General features: G+C 54.0%; 15 protein-coding genes and 1 tRNA gene. 7 read left to right on the plus strand and 9 right to left on the minus strand.

Features of this window, described 5'->3' with window-relative positions:
• From RT018_RS13330 to RT018_RS13360, 7 genes are all read right to left on the minus strand, one after another.
• A partial coding sequence (locus RT018_RS13330) for a hypothetical protein (RefSeq protein WP_312942776.1) occupies window positions 1-333 on the minus strand: 333 nt, incomplete at its 3' end.
• Between the two features lie 29 nt (window positions 334-362).
• Window positions 363-1,187 (minus strand): class C sortase, encoded by an 825-nt coding sequence (locus tag RT018_RS13335; RefSeq protein WP_312942778.1) that lies wholly within the window; start codon window positions 1,185-1,187, stop codon window positions 363-365.
• An 84-nt stretch (window positions 1,188-1,271) separates the two neighbouring features.
• On the minus strand, window positions 1,272-2,786 hold the full coding sequence (locus RT018_RS13340; RefSeq protein WP_312942780.1) for a SpaH/EbpB family LPXTG-anchored major pilin: 1,515 nt from the start codon (window positions 2,784-2,786) through the stop codon (window positions 1,272-1,274).
• 70 nt (window positions 2,787-2,856) lie between these two features.
• Window positions 2,857-5,382, minus strand: a complete 2,526-nt coding sequence (locus RT018_RS13345; RefSeq protein ID WP_312942781.1) for a collagen-binding domain-containing protein — start codon at window positions 5,380-5,382, stop codon at window positions 2,857-2,859.
• 32 nt (window positions 5,383-5,414) lie between these two features.
• Window positions 5,415-5,996 (minus strand): signal peptidase I, encoded by a 582-nt coding sequence (gene lepB / locus RT018_RS13350; protein ID WP_312942783.1) that lies wholly within the window; start codon window positions 5,994-5,996, stop codon window positions 5,415-5,417.
• Between the two features lie 7 nt (window positions 5,997-6,003).
• Complete coding sequence (locus RT018_RS13355; protein ID WP_312942785.1) at window positions 6,004-6,486, minus strand: hypothetical protein; 483 nt, start codon at window positions 6,484-6,486, stop codon at window positions 6,004-6,006.
• A gap of 883 nt (window positions 6,487-7,369) precedes the next feature.
• A tRNA-Gln gene (locus RT018_RS13360) sits at window positions 7,370-7,443 on the minus strand.
• Between the two features lie 139 nt (window positions 7,444-7,582).
• Between RT018_RS13360 and RT018_RS13365 the strand changes: the two genes are divergently transcribed.
• The 3 genes from RT018_RS13365 to xdh all read left to right on the plus strand — a co-directional run bounded on the left by RT018_RS13365 (window position 7,583) and on the right by xdh (window position 11,276).
• Window positions 7,583-7,762, plus strand: coding sequence for a hypothetical protein (locus RT018_RS13365; protein ID WP_312942787.1), 180 nt, complete (start codon window positions 7,583-7,585; stop codon window positions 7,760-7,762).
• Between the two features lie 179 nt (window positions 7,763-7,941).
• Window positions 7,942-8,571 (plus strand): thiamine diphosphokinase, encoded by a 630-nt coding sequence (locus RT018_RS13370; protein WP_312942789.1) that lies wholly within the window; start codon window positions 7,942-7,944, stop codon window positions 8,569-8,571.
• Window positions 8,572-8,726: 155 nt separating this feature from the next.
• Window positions 8,727-11,276 (plus strand): selenium-dependent xanthine dehydrogenase, encoded by a 2,550-nt coding sequence (gene xdh, locus RT018_RS13375; protein WP_312942791.1) that lies wholly within the window; start codon window positions 8,727-8,729, stop codon window positions 11,274-11,276.
• A 42-nt stretch (window positions 11,277-11,318) separates the two neighbouring features.
• On the opposite strand, the gene crcB is transcribed toward xdh, so the two are convergent.
• Both crcB and RT018_RS13385 read right to left on the minus strand, forming a co-directional pair.
• Window positions 11,319-11,684, minus strand: coding sequence for a fluoride efflux transporter CrcB (crcB, locus tag RT018_RS13380; RefSeq protein WP_312942794.1), 366 nt, complete (start codon window positions 11,682-11,684; stop codon window positions 11,319-11,321).
• Entirely contained in the window at window positions 11,681-12,277 is a 597-nt protein-coding gene (locus RT018_RS13385) for a nucleotidyltransferase family protein (RefSeq protein WP_312942796.1), read from the minus strand. The genes crcB and RT018_RS13385 overlap by 4 nt, the downstream gene beginning before the upstream one ends.
• A 115-nt stretch (window positions 12,278-12,392) precedes the next feature.
• Between RT018_RS13385 and xdhA the strand changes: the two genes are divergently transcribed.
• From xdhA to RT018_RS13405, 4 genes are read left to right on the plus strand one after another with little or no spacing between them, the layout of a single operon-like run.
• Window positions 12,393-14,687, plus strand: coding sequence for a xanthine dehydrogenase subunit XdhA (gene xdhA / locus RT018_RS13390; RefSeq protein ID WP_312942798.1), 2,295 nt, complete (start codon window positions 12,393-12,395; stop codon window positions 14,685-14,687).
• Window positions 14,688-14,702: 15 nt separating this feature from the next.
• Window positions 14,703-15,584, plus strand: a complete 882-nt coding sequence (gene xdhB / locus RT018_RS13395; protein ID WP_312942800.1) for a xanthine dehydrogenase subunit XdhB — start codon at window positions 14,703-14,705, stop codon at window positions 15,582-15,584.
• Entirely contained in the window at window positions 15,584-16,096 is a 513-nt protein-coding gene (gene xdhC, locus RT018_RS13400) for a xanthine dehydrogenase subunit XdhC (protein WP_312942802.1), read from the plus strand. Before xdhB ends, xdhC begins: the two co-directional genes overlap by 1 nt.
• Window positions 16,097-16,139: 43 nt before the next feature.
• The gene (locus RT018_RS13405) at window positions 16,140-16,721 is read left to right on the plus strand and encodes a cytidylate kinase-like family protein (RefSeq protein WP_312942804.1); all 582 of its coding nucleotides are present in this window, start codon (window positions 16,140-16,142) and stop codon (window positions 16,719-16,721) included.
• Window positions 16,722-16,777 lie beyond the last annotated feature (56 nt).

The following is a 16,777-nucleotide window of genomic DNA, read 5'->3' on the forward strand; positions in this document are numbered from 1 at the left end:
GGGCGCACTGGAGGGATGAATCGAGGCTCTGTGGGCGCGGGCATAAATAGCCAGCGTGCTTGCAGCGTCTGCCCAGTTAATTTTGTTGTCGGTGCCCGCCTTGATGTTGGCCCCTGAATCTTTAAAATCATCGGTTAGATCATAGGAGTCTCCGGATTTCTCCAAAACCCGGTAAATATGAAACGTCACACCGGAAATAGCGGTCCCACCATACATACAGTTCAGCGTAATAGAATACGGGGAGCTGTCCGCCAAGGCCGTTGTGGTGGTTAGAGAGACAATGATACACAGCAGCGCCGCCATATGAAGCAACTTTTTCAGGATGGATTTCATATGGGCGATTCGCCTCCCTTCTCTTTTTCTCAGCCTTTTTGATCAGTTCTTGTTTTCGGAGCGACCAGCAGCCAGATGAGCAAGATCAGCAAAATGGGTGCGGCAAGTACAGGCGCCACCTTTAATGGATCCACTTGTACCGCGTCTGCTGCGATATAGGTCTCGTCGGGTGTCTCTACCCGATGCCCGCGAACCAAAAGACGCTGCGTGTTGACTCCATAAGGTGTACAGGTAACCAGCGTGCAGTAATCCTCGTTGGGGTCAATGCCCAGCGACGAGACCTCGTTCGGCTCCACAATCAAAATCTGATCTACCGTATAGGTCAATGTCTCATGCAGAACCGTAATGGAAAATGTATCGCCAATTTCCAACTCATCAAGATTGGTAAAGAGCTTTGCCGAGGGCAATCCTCGGTGACCGGAAAGTACGCAATGGGTCCCTATTCCGCCCACAGGAAGGGACGAACCCGTCAGATGCCCGATGCCCGCGGCCAGTACCGACTCGGAGGTTCCGTGGTAGATGGGGAGTTGGATCCCGAGCTTTTGGATAGAGAGATAGCCCATCATACCGTTGCCATCTAAATTAAGTAAATCATTACACTCTGCCTCTTGCATATCTGTCGATGTGAACCAGCTTTCACCCTGATTGAGCAGCTTTTTGTTATACGCCTGCGCCGCCTGAAGAGAATCCGTGACGTCCTGTTCCGTTATCTTACCCATGCTTGAGTCGTAACTGGCAACAGCACGGCTTTGGTGAAAAGAGTTGTAATAATTGCTGACGCTGGGGTAGAGCAGCACAGAAATGCCCACTAAGAAAACAACAATTAAGAGCATAGTGGGAAAGTGGTTTTTCATAAGTTTCTCCCTGCTTCCGATTGGAGGAACGGAATACTTCCCCCAATCGGAGCAGAATTCATATTAGAGTGATGAATGAAAGATTCAATTTTCGTTTTTCAAACGCTTACGGGCAATAAGTATGAGCCCTGCGCCGATCGCCAGCGTGCTGCCGACGCCATAGAAGATTGTGGTGCCCATGCCACCGGTGGAGGGCAATTCATTGCCGGTCAAGTTCACGACGTTGGTGCTTAGCGTGCTGCTTGCGGCTCCCCCGCCCACGGCAACCGTGGGAGAATTGCTGAGCAGCGCCCCGTTCGCATCATAACTTGCGCTGATCTGAATTTTGACGGGATCGGGCAGCAGATTATAGCCGTCAGGAGCCTTGGTCTCGTGCAGGTAATAAATCGTGGAATCGTCCAGCCCCTTAATCACAATGGAACCCGCAGAAATCGTGGTAACAGTGCCAGAGGTTCCGTCGGGCGCAATCGTATAGCTGTTTCCATTTTTGATCAACGCGATGGGTTTACTGGTGGAATTGCTATCGGTATTCAGGATGAATTCGGCTCCTGTCAAGGGGTGACTGTCTTTATCCGTTTTGTTTACGCCCATGGTAAAGGTCCAGTCATAAACCTTCACCGGCGGCGTCTCGCCGTGACCGTCATCATAGGGGTTGTTGCTGTATTCCAGATAGGCCATGTTATCGTTGGAACCATCCGTGTAGAGTTTCGCGCTTTTATTTAAAGTGGCGTTGTAGTAAACATAGAAGTGATCTGCCGTAGTGAGTTTTTGGGCAGCGATGAGTGATTTTACATCGCTAAAGGAAACCGTGAAGGAATGCGCATCGGATGTAATGGTATAGTCGGTGTTTCGTGTCAATTCCTTGCTGCCCTCGTCATTGATCTTGATAACCAGGGAACTGGAGTCAAACGTGAGGCCGTCGCTCATGGTATCGTGGATCACATAGGTATAAGTAGTGTAATTGTTGGTATCGGGCACCGAGGTGATCGTACGGTAGTGCACCGTGTCACCAATCTGATTGTCGCCCACATTGCCCCAAGAACCCGATTCATTGTGTTGGATTTGTTTATCCAGCGAGGGCACGCTCAACTTCGGCTGAATGGTTGCGGTGGGTTTTGCGGTGGTCAGGGAGACAGAGGCGGTCACTGTGGTATCTCCACTGCCGCCGGTGCCGTAAACCAGATAGTAACCAGCCGAGGTTAAAGGAATTACGGCACTTTCACCGCTGGCCGTGGCAGAGCCCCCCGGAACCACCGACTTGCCGGCAATATAATTTGTGTAGACATAGTCGGCAAAACTGCGGACGTCCGCATCTGATGCCGTCGACAACCAATTGATCAGATTAGAGCCAGAAAGGCTATTGTATGTAACGCTCAGGCAACTGCTATCCACCGTATAGGAAAAAGCTGTCTTGGTCGTATCGTAAACCACGTTGAAAAGCTTATAGGCTGAGTAGATATTTCCATCAATTGATACCCCGGTCTTGCTCGCATCATTTTGAACCCCAATGGAATAGTCCACTGCGAATACAGGAATGGTCAACGCCAGCATCAAAGCCACTGCCAGTAAAAAGTTGAATGCTCTTCTCAATGGTTTCATCAAATTTCCCCTTTTCCACTATACTGAATTTTTGTTGAGAATTGAAAGGACACAGTTATACCCGGTGCCTTCATTTCCTTTTCTTTTTCCACAGGAGAATGGAAGACAGGAGCACAAGGCTCAGTCCGGTGGCGGTGTAGAGATAGGTTCCGGCTCCGCCGGTGTCCGGCAGTTCATAGGAATACGTCTGGCCGTTGGTAATCGTACAGCCGCCGCCAGTATCGACAGAGGTGGGGGTGAACCGGTCAATCAGGTTGGTGTGATCTCCATTGCGATAGACTCCAATCTCCACGGCAATATACGTTTTGTTCTGGTCCAGATTAGACCAGGTATACCCCCAATTGTTGCGGTTGCTTAAGATCTGATTATCCATGGGGTTGCCGTCCTGATCACGCAGCTCCACCTCAACACTCCAGTCCGCGAGGTCGGCAGTGGTCAGCACATTGCCGTTTAAGTCCTTCCAGACCTTGTTGACGGTATAGGAGCACGACTTTGGAAGCTTACCGACAAAATCGTCGCGGTGGTTTTGGGCTTTGATCGTAACATTGTTGCCAATCACGGTGCCGTTTATATTATGGTTCACTATGATGTTTGCTCCCGGCGCCAGGATGGAGCAGTATTCCAGTTTTGTACTAATCGTCACTCCATCGCAGTTTGTAAAGTTCCAGAGGACTCTTCCGTTTGTGAAAGTCGTTACCTCTTTGAATTTCAGAGCTTCTTCGGACTCCGAATAAATCTTACATTCCGGCATGTCAAACGTACGCGAGCCCCATCCGGTGCAATCCACGTTGATCATCATCGTTCCGTCTGAAAGGGCACTCCCGTTGAACGTAAGACCGCGGACGTTGCAGTAATTGTATGCACTCAAAGCATTTGCCGTGGTGTTGTAGACACCGACGCCGTCCGGGTCGGTCAGCGTCACACCGCTTTTTGTCTGGTCTCCGCTATTCACAAGGGAGACGCTGATATTCTGATCGGGTATCGCAGACAAACTGTACGACAAGCTCTCTGCTTCGCTTTTTACCGCTTGGAGATCAATGAATGGCGTGCTGCTTGTGTCATAATCTTGCCAAAGGGCCGTTGCGTTCGATAATTTGTGACCTTTAACCGTAAAGTGGGACCCGCCATCCGTGGTGTCAATTGCATTATCGGAGCCCAACACCAGCAGCTCATTGACTCTGGGACCGTTGGCATTCATGGCCCAATAATTTTGAACATAGCTGACTTCACTGAGCGGGGACAGCCCATTTGTTCCAAAGTCCCCGACCTTGCTCAAGGTTTGCGCCAGTATGTTTCCGTTACAATCCGCGCTTATGTATAAGGTATCAAAAGCGACCAGACTGAAATGTCCCGCAATGCCAAGCGGTCGGCCAACATCATATTCGGAATTGGTAAAAACAGGCGCATCCGAAGGAACCTGCTTATAAATCAGCGTGCTGCTGACGGGAAGCGTAGGCGCCACCGCAAACGTTGAGAAACTGTCCGTTGTAAATGTGATACCCTGATCCGCGTCCGACATGTCCACTGAACTGTCCGGAGTGTTCTCCACTGTGAGTTTCTGGAGAGAGGGATCTGCGTTCTCGTTTAAAATGTGAAAGACCTGCGCTTCCTCCGGTGGGACGGCATTGTCCGTAGTATCCACAATGGTTACGCCCACTTCACTCCCGTCTGGCTCCACCTTCAGGCCATCCAGAAGGAAATAGATGTCATAGGCGCTAAACCCCGTGGAACTGGCCAAGCCGCCTTCCTCTACCAGCAGCTGCTGAAGCTGCGCATAGCGGTCCGGCGCGCTCTCCTGCGTAATCCGATCCACGTGGAACTCGGCGTCCACTGGAATGGAGGCGGGCTCCTGAGGGACTGCTGTGACCGTCAGTCCGTTCCCGTCGCCATAGGTGTATTCCGACGGGTGAATGATCTCTGGGGCCTTGATCAAACTGTCGAGCGGAACGTCGGGATCCGTATTTTTTTCTACCTCAGTAACAGGAATGGGTTCTGTGCCAGGCGTGGTTTCTTCGTCGGTACCCGGCTCTGTGCCGGACGTGGTTTCTTCGTCGGTACCCGGCTCTGCGCCGGGCGCGCTTTCTTCGTCAGTACTCGGTTCCGCACCGGGCGTGGTTTCTTCGTCGGTACCCGGCTCTGTGCCGGGCGCGCTTTCTTCGTCGGTACCCGGCTCTGCGCCGGGCGTGGTTTCCTCATCGGTACCCGGCTCTGCGCCGGGCGTGGTTTCTTCATCGGTACCCGGCTCTGTGCCGGGCGTGTTTTCCTCATCGGTACCCGTCTCTGTGTCGGGCGTGGTTTCCTCATCGGTACCCGGCTCTGTGCCGGGCGTGGTTTCCTCATTGGGCCCCGGCTCTGTGCCGGGCGTGCTTTCCGTATCTCCGCCGGGCGGTATCACCTCAGAGGAAGCAGAATTCTCGCAGGTCTCTATGGTGTTTGGATCTTCCGTTAGCGTCACGACAGGAAGCGTCAGCAGACGAAACGTGCTCATAACCACGAAAAATGATAAAATGGACAGAGCGTAAAACATTTTTCTACATTTTTTGCGTTTCTGAATAAAAGCAATGAGTCGGCTCTCCGTATTGTAGTTTTGCGACAACCAATCCACCACCTTCCTGGAGAACGAAATACTCAATTGACAGGTCCTAATTTAGAAAGCGGCCAGATTCGGAAGACTACTTTTCCGACGAGCTGTTCCTCAGCAACGGTTCCGATTACCTTGGAACGGCTGTCTACCGACGTTGCCCGATGGTCGCCGAGTACAAACCAGCGCTCGTCCGAAATCTGACAGGGGAGCGTAATGTCACACTGTCCCAACTCGTTCTCTTGAACATAAGGTTCTTCCAGCGCCTGACCGTCTATGTAAACAAGTCCATTTTGATCAATATCAATCCACTCGCCGGGAAAGCCCATTACTCGTTTTAATAAAATTTTATTATTGTAATAAAACGCGATCATATCGCCCCGCTGAAAATGCTTTGACCTTGATGCAACCATCAGTTCCCCCTCGTTCAATGTGGGCTCCATACTGCTGCCTTCGATCTGAAGGACTGAAAAAAAGAACGTTGCGCAGATAATGGCTGTGGCGGACACAACCGCCAAAGTCCATACGGTGCCTCGCAGTGCCCGGTTAAATGCTTTTTTATGGTGGCGTCGATCCAATTCTTGGTCTAATTGCACCAGCGTAGGACGTGTGTTTTTCAGCGTTCCCATCGCTTACTCAATCGCCCCGGTTGGGAATCTGTATATCAAATCCGGATGCTGTCAGCATATCCTTTAATCCCTCATGACTGTTGTAAAACTGCTCCAGCTGCAATTGCAGAGCATCCCAGAAAGCCGCAGCCTTTCTCTGGCTCTCCTCTTCCGCCTTCCGGCATAGTATATCGGTGGCCCGAATCTGCGCTTTCGCGCGCTCGTTTGTCTCAGTCTCCAACTGGCGTGCTTTCTTTTCCGCATCCACTTCTTTTTGTCGTATGCTGGCAAGATACTGATCCGCCGAAGCCTGCGCCACCTGAAAAATATGATTGATTTGCAGAGAAGCCTCTGCGATGGATCCGCACTCTTCCAGCTGGATGATCTGGGTTTCTTGCTGGGACTGCAACTTTTCAATCTGTGTCCGCTGCTGCTCCAGTTCAGCTTCCTGATCCCGCAGGATACTCAACAGCTCCGTCTTGCTAAGATGCCTGATTTCCGTATCTGTCATTGATTTTACACTCCTTGAGCCACACCTCTGTTTTGTGGCAATTTTCTGATGCGCAGCGATCTTTGATTGTACAGTTCCCAATAAAAGTGACTGCTCGCCGCCCTGCCTTATGAGCAGTCTCTTTTTTCTCTGATTCTCCGTCGTGCGTAAAGCGATATAAACCATGGTCATCCGATCCTAATGGTGGTCATTTTGCTTAGAATACAAATTTGCTTTCTATTTTTATTCTGGACTGAGTATAAACATTCATTAGAGGCATATTGTTTTTTTATGTAGCGCTAAATTTGTGACTGGATGATAAAAACATCGAAGGATTAATAGCCAAACTCCGGGAACGTGACAACGGCGTTTTGAATCGGCGCCACATCGCAGGTCGATCTGCCAACTCCTTACTTCATCATCGGATTTACGTTGGTCACCACGGCATAGCCGGATTTCATGGTAGTTTGGTCGCTGCCCATAAGGATGTTCAAATGATGTCAAAGACAGTTGCAAGTTTTTTGTTTTAAAAACTACTATCCGAAAGGAAAGAATTACAATAAAAGCCGCCCTATGCTTAACATAAGGCGGCTAATGTACTGTATATCTGTCAATGAAAGGAGAGGCATCTTAAAAAATTACTTAATAAAGTTAACTCATTGTTTTCAACTGCTTGCGCCATACGTACTGTAAAGATTTACGAGCTGGCGTATCTTTGAATGCTGCAAAGAATGAAATGAATCGATTTGCAGAAAAATTGTTATGAAGCATTGCAACAAATTTGCAACACGAAAATTGATCAAATTTGTTGCAAACACGCTTAATGAACAGAAAATTGCATAAAATAAAATATAAAAAAGCTCTTGAAACCATTCCATTTCAGTGGTTTCAAGAGCTTTTCTTTTGGCAGCGGGTGAAGGATTCGAACCCTCACAGACGGAGTCAGAGTCCGGCGTGCTACCATTACACAAACCCGCTATCTGCCGCCCGAAGCGCAAGTGAGATGCGCAGCGAACAGATATTATTATACAAAAAATTCCGAACTTGTCAACCCCTTTTTTAAAAAATACCTGGAATACTTTTTGCACCCGTCCACACACTACAAAAGGGTGATTTTATGAATAAAAAACAGCGTCTTGACCATTCCGTCAGGCACGCGCCCGCCCTGCGCCTGGAGCCGGAAAAACGGCTTTGCCCTGCCTTTGACTCCACAAGCATCGCGCTCTTCCCCGTGGCGAATCAGGCCGACATGGGCTTACGGGTAGTGGACAATTTCTGCGAAGAACACATTATGTAAGACCTGCGCACCGAAAACGCGGAATTTTCCCCAAACGCCCCGGCTCTGCATTCGGCGGAGCCGGGGTCCGTTTGTCCACTCCGGGTTTGTCAATGGGCGAAAATTATGATACAATTTTCGAAAAACCGGCAGGCAAAATTTTTCCGCCACCGGAATCGGGAGAAACAGAGGAAGCATCTATGAAACGCTGTTTTATTTTCGCTGCGGGCAGTTTTTACGGCCTAAGGGAACGCCCCGCCCCCGGCGACCTGATCATTGCCGCCGACGCGGGCTATCTTCTGTGCAAAAAGCTTGGCATCGTGCCAGATCTTGTGCTGGGGGACTTTGACTCCATGGAGGAGCCGCCCGGCGTCGTGGTACACCGCTCCCCGGTCGAGAAGGATGACACTGACGCCATGCTGGCCCTGAAAACCGGGCTTGAAAAGGGGTGCAGCATATTTTATCTCTATGGCTTTACCGGGGGGAAACGGCTGGACCACACGCTGGCAAACCTTCAATCTCTGCTCTTTCTCCGCCGCAGAGGGGCCCGGGGATGGATGTACGGTGAAGATTTTCTCTGGACGGCCATTGAAAATGAATCCCTCACCATTCAAAAGGAGGTGGAATGGGGCCTATTTTCCGCGTTCTGCCTGGGAGATCGGGCTGAGGGCGTAGACGAGACTGGGTTTCAATATCCCTTATGCAACGCCGTGCTTACGCCGGAATTTCCGCTGGGCGTCAGCAATCATTTTATAAATTCTGAAGCCGTGATCTCAGTCGGACGGGGTGCGTTGCTGGTGGGATGGGAGCTGACTTACCTAAATTCGTAATACTATAAGTGGTATAACGAACTGTATAAACAAAGATTGCACCGGATAAAAAGGTATTGTATAATTGCTTTAAAGGTTGACCTTTCAACATGAAAGCGCAGACCATGAAAAGCCGTGGGACCGGGACGGGCACGGAGCTGAAGGAGGAGTACACGATGGCAACATTTACCGTAAACGGCAAAGCTGTAACCGTGCCGAACAACCAAAAGCTCATCCGGTTTCTGCGGGACGAGCTGCATCTGACGTCCGTAAAGGACGGGTGCAGTGAGGGCGCGTGCGGTACCTGCACGGTGCTGGTGGACGGAAAGCCCACCAAAGCCTGCATTCCCCAAACAGACAAGCTGGATGGAAAAACCATTGTAACGGTGGAGGGCTTGAGCGACTTTGAAAAAGACGCGTTTGCCTATGCCTTTGGCGCGGCAGGAGCCGTGCAGTGCGGATTCTGCATCCCGGGCATGGTGATATCAGCCAAGGCGTTGATCGACGGCAACCCCATTCCCTCCCGTGAAGAGGCGGCCTTTGCCATTCGCAATAACATCTGCCGCTGCACCGGGTATGTGAAGATTATCGACGGAATTTTGCTGGCGGCGGAGGTGCTCCGTGCCGGAGAGATTCCCGCGCCGCCCGAGGACTGGAGCCTTGGCGCCCGGGTTCCCCGGGTCGATGTGCGGGAAAAGGTGACGGGCGCGGGAGTGTACCCGGACGACGTGTATCTGGACGGAATGATTTACGCCAGTGCGGTGCGCAGTGCCTATCCCCGGGCGCGGGTTCTGGCCATCCATACGGAGGCGGCAACGGCTCTTCCCGGCGTGGTGGGCATCTTCACGGCAGCGGATATCCCCGGGCAGAATAAAGTGGGCCACCTCACTAAAGACTGGGACACGATGATCGCCGTGGGCGACATCACCCACTATCTGGGGGACGCCATCTGCGTGGTGGCCGCCGAGACACAGGAAATTCTGGCGCAGGCCAAGGCGCTGGTGAAGGTGGACTATGAGGAACTCCCCATGGTCCGCAGCCCCAGAGATGCCATGCTGACGGATGCGCCTCTCGTTCACAAAAGCGGCAATCTCCTCTCCCACAAGCATATCCAGCGGGGTAACCCAGCGGAGGCAATTGCCAAATCAAAGCATATATTGACCCAGCGCTTTTCAACTCCTTGGACCGAGCACGCGTTTTTAGAGCCGGAGTGTGCCGTCTCTTTCCCCGAGGATGAGGGCGTTGTGGTCTGGTCCACGGATCAGGGTGCATACGACACACAGCATGAGATTCTTGGCATGCTGGGCCTGCCTGCCGAAAAAGTGAAGGTGAAAAATCTTCTGGTGGGCGGCGGCTTTGGTGGCAAGGAGGACGTAAGCGTACAGCACCACGCGGCGCTAGTGGCATATCTTACCAAGCGCCCGGTGAAGGTGAAGTTCTCCCGGGCGGAGAGTCTTCTCATCCACCCCAAGCGTCATCCCATGGAGATGGAGTTTTCCATGGGATGCGATGAAAACGGCATCATTCAGGGCGTGGCCGCGGAGGTCATCGCAGATACCGGGGCCTATGCGTCTTTGGGTGGGCCGGTTCTGGAGCGGGCCTGCACCCATGCGTCCGGTCCCTATAACTATCAAAATTTTGAAATTGACGGCTGGGCCTATTACACCAACAATCCCCCCGCAGGTGCATTCCGGGGCTTCGGCGTGACCCAAACCTGCTTCTGTGTGGAAAGCCTTTTGAATCAGATGGCAGATCTGGTGGGCATTACCCCATGGGAAATCCGCTGGCGCAACGCCATTCGCCCCGGACAGGAACTACCCAACGGGCAGCTTGTGGACGAATCCACCGGCCTTGCCGAAACGCTGGAGGCGGTGAAGCCCTATTATGACGCGGCAAAATACGTGGGCATCGGCTGCGCCATGAAAAACGCAGGTGTGGGCGTGGGTATCCCCGACACCGGGCGAGTCCGGCTGACTGTGACGGGTGGAAAGCTCCATATTTTTGCCGGTGCATCTTGCATCGGGCAGGGACTGGGCACAGTTTTGACTCAGATGACAGTGGAAAAGACCGGCCTCAAGCGAGACGATATTATTTACGAGCGGTCCAACACTTATCTTGCTCCCGATTCCGGCACCACCTCCGGTTCCCGGCAGACGCTGATTACCGGCGAGGCCTGCCTGCGAGCTTGCAATCTGCTTTGCACGGCAATGGAAGGGAAAACGCTGGTAGATTTGGAAGGTCAGGAATTTTACGGAGAATATCTTGCAAAAACCGATCCTCTTGGTGCGGACGTGCCCAACCCGGTCAGCCACGTGGCCTATGGCTATGCAACGCAGATTTGCATTCTCAACGACGACGGGACGGTGAAACAGTTGGTGGCGGCCCACGACGTAGGCCGGGCTGTGAATCCCACCTCCGTGGAGGGGCAGATTGAGGGCGGCGTGGTGATGTCCATGGGCTATGCACTGACGGAGAAATATCCCCTTCAAGACTGTAAACCCCTTGCCCGTTACGGCACGCTGGGCCTGCTGCGCTCCAACCAGATTCCCGACGTGAAGGCTCTGATTGTGGAAAAGCCGGGCTTAAATGTGGCACTTGGGGCCATCGGCATTGGCGAAATCACCTCCATCCCCACCGCGCCCGCCATCGCCGATGCCTATTTCCGGTATGACGGTGTGTTTCGCACCAGCCTTCCACTGGAGAACACGCCTTACGCGAAAAAATAAAGCGGTCCTCGTTTAGGAGGACCGCCGGTGCCTTCGCTTATTTTACTCCGGAAGGGTTCGACTCAGGGTCTGGCCCAGCCAAACCCCCAGAAGACAGCCCGCAAGACTGAGGAATATGTATAGCGCCGCTTGTCCTCGATTCCCTGCGGCAATCAGCTGCACCGACTCCAGCGAAAAGGTGGAGAAGGTAGTGAAGCCACCGCACAGCCCGGTTTTTAAAAACAGTACAAGCCGGCTATCCATCTGGCGGCGAACCGCAAAACCGGAGAGAAAGCCGATGACCATCGCACCCAAAAGATTAACGAGAAGCGTTGAAACGGGAAAGCTCCCCTTCCAGGGGAGCAGCCCGATTCCATACCGTGCGGCGGCCCCCAAGCCCCCGCCAAGACCCACAACCAAAAAATTCACAGGATATTCCCCTCCCCCAGCAAATCCTTCGCGCGGCGCAACGCCTGGGGCGTGTCCACGTCCCACAGTTCTCCGGAGGGAACCTCCAAAAGCCGCAGCTCGTCCTCATGACGGCGAATCACCGCCGCGCCGCCTACATCGCCGGAAAGCTCCATCAGTTCGGGATAGAATTTCTCGGGAAAGATGCAGGGGTTACCCCGGACGCCGCCGTGAGATAGGGCGGCAAGCTTTCCCGGTTCCTCCCCCCAGAAATTCACCAGCGCGACGACGGATTCCCGCCGCAGAAGCGGCTGATCCGACACCTGAAAGCACACGGCGGTGCAATCCCGCAGCGCCGTAAGCCCCAGCTGAAGAGAACGACTCAATCCCAGTTCCGGCCTGTCGTTGTGCAGGGCGGCAAAGTGAAACTCCCCCGCCAGCTTCAGAACGTCCGGATACTGGGTGACCACCACCACGGAAGAAAAGCACTCCGTGGGTACCGTCTCCAAGGAGCGTAGAATCAAAGAACGTCCGTCCAGAGCGGCCTCCAGCTTGTTTTTTCCAAAGCGGCTGGCGTTTCCGGCGGCCAGCACCACGCAGCCCGGTTTTTTCATACGGAACCCCCCAAACTTCGTTTTGGTTTTTTATAGTATCCCATAGTATATCCACTTTTCCCCCCACCAGTCAAGAGTGCGGGAACGGTTCAGTGAATAAAAAGGAGGCCAAACCATGAGCAAAAGCGTCGGCAAAAGCATTGTGCGGGTGGACGCATACGAAAAGGCCACAGGCCGTGCAAAATACATGGATGATTTGTGCGACGAGTCGGCCCTGATCGCAAAAATCAAACACAGTGCCATCGCCCACGGATACGTGAAGTCCGTCGATATCAGCGAGGCGGAAGGCATTCCCGGCGTGGTGAAAATCTTCACCTGCTTTGACGTGCCGGATATTCCCTTCCCCACTGCGGGCCACCCTTGGTCCATGGACCCATCTCATCAGGATGTGGCGGACCGGAAGCTGCTGAACCAGCATGTGCGGTACTACGGGGACGAGGTTGCCGCCGTGGTGGCAGAGGACGAGGTTGCCGCCATGCAGGCCATTCGTGCCATCAAGGTGGAATACGAGGAGCTTCCCTTCGTGCTGGACCCTCAGAAAGCCATGGAGCCGGACGCGCCCCAGATTCACGAAAACTACCCCGGCAACATTCTTGCCCACACCGAGATTCGTCGTGGCGATTATCAGGCCGCTATCCAAGAGCCGGGCCTAATCCGTGTGGAGGGTTGGTACGACACCCCCACCGTTCAGCACTGTCACATTGAAAACCACGGCTGCTTTGCTTATGAGGAGGCAGGCCGGATGGTAGTCGTTTCCTCCACGCAGATCCCTCACATTGTCCGCCGGGTGGTAGGACAGGCCATGGGGATTCCTTGGGGCAAAGTCCGCATCATCAAGCCCTATATCGGCGGCGGCTTCGGGAACAAGCAGGACGCACTGTACGAGCCACTGTGCGCATGGCTTAGTTCCATGGTTGGCGGACGGCTTGTAAAACTGGAGTGCACCCGGGAGGAGACGTTTGTTTCCAACCGCGTCCGCCACGCCATCCGCACTCACATCATCTCTTGGGTCCGTCCCGACGGAACGCTGGTGGCCCGTAAGTTCGAGGCATTTTCCAATCAGGGATCCTATGCCTCCCATGGTCACGGCGTGGTGGCCAAGGGCATGGGCGCCTTCCCACAGCTCTACCCCTGCGAAAACGTGGAATGCGATTCCTGGTCGGTATACACCAACCGCCCCGCCGCAGGCGCCATGCGGGGCTATGGTATCCCTCAGGCCATGTTCGCCGGAGAGAGTCACATCGAAGACGTGGCAAAGGCGGTGGGCCAGAATCCTGTGGCCTATCGCCGGGCGCACCTGATGCCCGTGGGGTATGTGGATGCCTTCTCCAAAAACGAGCTGTATACCGATACCTTCAACCAGTGCATGGACAAGGGTATGGCCTATATCAATTTCCAGCGCAAATACGAGGAATATAAGCACCAGACTGGCCCTATCCGCCGGGGCATCGGCTGCGCAGTGTTCTGGTATAACACCGCCGTGTGGCCCATCTCCATGGAGAGCTCCTCCTGCCGGATGATTCTGAATCAGGACGGATCCCTTCAGTTCCAGACCGGTGAGACAGAAATCGGTCAGGGCTGCGATACTGCTTATTCTCAAATGGTGGCCGATGCGGTGGGCGTCCGCGTGGAAAATGTCCATGCCGTCTCCACGCAGGACACGGACATAACTCCTTACGGCACAGGCGCCTATGCCTCCCGGCAAACCTATATTGGCGGCTTTTCCATTATGCAAACTGGCCTTGCCCTGCGGGAACGGATTTTGCAGATTGCCCACAGCCAAACCCGCATGCCGATTTCCAATTTGGATCTTATAGACGGCAATATCGTCCGCAAGTCCGACGGACGGATTTTGAAAACGCTGGGAGACGTGGCCATGGAGGCGCTGTACTCCGTGAACGACAGTCACCACATCACCGCCGAAACCACCACCAGCATCCGCAGCAACGCCTATTCTTTTGGCTGCTCCTTTGCTGAAGTAGAGGTAGATATCCCCATGTGCAAAGTGAAGCTGTTGGATCTGGTGAACGTCCACGACTGCGGAACCCTTATCAATCCCCAACTTGCGGAGGCGCAGGTCCACGGCGGCATGTCCATGGCCATTGGCTACGGACTGTCGGAAGAGCTGAAATTTGATGAGAAGACGGGCAGGCCCCTGAACGACAACCTTTTGGACTATAAGCTCTCCACCTTCCTGGACCATCCCCATCTGGAGGGACAGTTTGTGGAGAACGCGGAGCCCACCTCTCCCTACGGGACCAAGGCGCTGGGCGAACCTCCTGCCTGCTCCGGCGCACCGGCCATCCGTAATGCAATTTTGAACGCCACCGGCGTATCCATTGACCGCTGCCCCATCACGCCCCATGTGCTGTACGCGGAATTCCGCGCGGCGGGGCTAATTCAAGACTGAGAGGAGGAAGACGATATGTATGATATGAAAGCCCTTTACGAGGCAAAAACTGTGCAAGAAGCCGTCTCCCTCCGCATGGAGCATCCTCTGGCTCAGATTATTGCAGGTGGGTCCGACGTGCTGGTCCAGATGCGGGAGGGAAAACGGGCCGGCGCGGAGCTGATTTCCATCAATGGCATCGACGCTCTGCGAGGTGTTCGTCTGGAGGAGGACGGCACGCTGCGCATCGGCTCCCTCACCAGCTTTTCCCACATTACCAAGCACCCCCTGATTCAACAATACATCAACGTGCTGGGTCAGGCGGTGGATCAGGTGGGCGGACCACAGATCCGCAATATCGGCACCATCGGCGGAAACACCTGTAACGGCGTGACTTCTGCCGACTCCGCCGCCACGCTCTTCGCTTGGGACGCTGTGATTGAGCTGACCGGACCGGAGGGAGTGCGCCGCCTTCCCATTCAGGAGTTTTATATCAAAGCCGGCAAAGTAGACATCCGGGAGGGCGAAATTCAAACAGCGGTCCTAATTTATCGCGAGAGCTATGAAAACGCCTACGGTCACTATATTAAATATGCCATGCGCAACGCCATGGACATCGCAACCCTTGGTACCTCGGTAAACGTTCGGTTGTCCGCCGACAAGAAGACCGTGGAGCGGGCGCGGGTAGCCTTCGGCGTGGCGGGCCCCATTCCCCTGCGGGCAGAAACGGCGGAGAACATCGCAAACGGTCAGCCGGTATCCGAGGAGTTGGCCGAGCGGTTTGCCCAGGCGGTGAAAGAGGATATCAACCCCAGAGACAGTTGGCGCGCCAGCCGGGATTTCCGGCTGCACATCGCCGTGGAAAGCGCCAAACGGGGATTTATTGAGAGTGTTCGGCTGGCGGGAGGTGCGCTTTGATGGATAAGCATGTGATGCAGTATAAAACTGTCCGATTCACCCTCAACGGCAAGGAGGTCGAGCGGGTGATCGACACGCGGGCGTCCCTGACAGACATGCTTCGCAACGACTTCCGCATGACTTCGGTGAAAAAGGGCTGTGAGGTAGGCGAATGCGGCGCGTGCAACGTCCTGATCGACGGCGAAGCATTCAACTCCTGCATTTACCTTGCGGTCTGGGCAGATGGAAAGTCTATCCGCACGTTGGAGGGCCTGCTTGGCCCCAACGGCGAGCTGTCCGACATTCAGCAGGCCTTTGTGGACGAGGCCGCTATTCAGTGCGGCTTTTGCTCTCCCGGCTTCATTCTCACCGCCGTGGAGATTCTGGAAACCGGTGAGGAATATACGGACGACCAGTTGCGTAAGCTGCTGTCGGGCCATCTGTGCCGCTGCACGGGGTATGAGAATATCCTGCGGGCCGTGAAAAAGACGATGTACCGCAGGCTAGGAAAGCCCATGCCCGAAGGAATTTGACACAACCGGCCAGGCGTTGCCGCAAGAGAGGGGAATCATTTTTATGAGAACGGTAATCACCATCGGCCGCCAGCTTGGCAGCGGAGGCAGGGAAATCGGCCTGCGGCTTGCAAAAAAACTGGGGATTCCCTTTTACGACAAGGAGCTGTTGCGCAAGGCGGCAGAAGAGACCGGCCTGAGCGAAAAGCTGTTTGACAGCTTTGACGAGCGCCCCAAAAGCCTGCTGTATTCCATCGCCATGGATTCCTATATGTTTGCCCTGCCTGGGGTAGGTGTCAGCGATTCGCTGGAGCAGCAGGTTTATCAGGCCACCTTTGGGACCATCCGCCGCGTGGCGGGAGACGGTCCGTGCGTCATCATCGGACGCTGCGCGGACTATGCGCTGGAAGACCGGGACAATGTGCTGAATCTGTTCATCCACGCGCCCTTGGAGCGGCGGATTGCCGTAGAGGCCCGCCGGCAGATTCTGCGGACAGACAAACGCCGCGCCAGCTACTACGAGTATTACTCCGCCAAAAAGTGGGGCGCCGTGGACAGCTACGACTTTTGTCTGAACAGCAGCATCTTCGGATACGAGGGCACTGTGGAGCTGATTGAAACGCTGATTCGGATGAAGGAGCGCTGATAACCCCCAGAATAACCCCCCGCCCGAAAAGCAGTTGGCTTTCTCCGGGCCGTCCG

This window comes from Oscillibacter sp. (assembly GCF_032060045.1).
Classification (GTDB): domain Bacteria; phylum Bacillota; class Clostridia; order Oscillospirales; family Oscillospiraceae; genus Oscillibacter.